We start from the raw sequence: 725 nt of genomic DNA on the forward strand, positions 1-725 counted from the left end.
CTAATAAAGAAAAACCCAATCAACGGATTGGGTTTTGTCGTTATATGACATGTGATCTAGACAGTAATTAATCCAGATAATGTCGGCCTGCCGCATTCAGGAAAATCCTCCTGCTGTACATATTCAATCAACAGCTTTCTATCGCCCAACAGTGCAAAGTAGTCATCTTCATTGTAAGTTTGAGATCTTAATTCTGAGTACAATTCATCAATTGCCATATCGGTTTGATATTGTAGGATCGAAGCGCTCACTTTTTGCAATGTAGATGTCTGCCATTCCACTTCAATATTTCGTTTACGCTGATTTAATAACGAGTCGCTAATAATAAGTTGGCCATTAACGATATCCATATTGTGAATTTGATCTAAATCAAGTGTGTCAACTGTGATGCTTGAGAGTGCATTTTTTGAATAGAACGCACTCAACGCAAGGTAGTTTTCATCACCCTCATTAACTTCAATCGCGCAAAGACCAGATTTAGTTTTAAATACGTTAAACATAATTATACCAAGTAGTAGCTAGTAAGTAATTGGGCAGATATATCAGAGCTTGCTCCCTCGGATAAACGAAATTGAATTCTTTTTGCACCTTCTGGAATAAAAATTAAAATACTCCCAAAAGAAAAAGGGTGTTTGCAATCTATAAAAGGAACAAACTGATTACCATACTCATCGTACGGCGTTGCAGAGAAAGTGTTTTCTGGATTGTATTGAGACAGTCCTGTA

2 protein-coding genes are annotated in these 725 nt (G+C 36.6%); both read right to left on the reverse strand.

Features of this window, described 5'->3' with window-relative positions; genetic code table 11:
• Window positions 1–56: 56 nt before the first annotated feature.
• Window positions 57–500, reverse strand: coding sequence for a hypothetical protein (locus tag PVK71_RS20325; RefSeq protein WP_274421134.1), 444 nt, complete (start codon window positions 498–500; stop codon window positions 57–59).
• 2 nt (window positions 501–502) lie between these two features.
• A partial coding sequence (locus PVK71_RS20330) for a hypothetical protein (protein WP_274421132.1) occupies window positions 503–725 on the reverse strand: 223 nt, incomplete at its 5' end.

The sequence above is a fragment of the Aliivibrio sp. S4MY1 genome (assembly GCF_028765545.1).
In the GTDB taxonomy this organism is placed as follows: domain Bacteria; phylum Pseudomonadota; class Gammaproteobacteria; order Enterobacterales; family Vibrionaceae; genus Aliivibrio.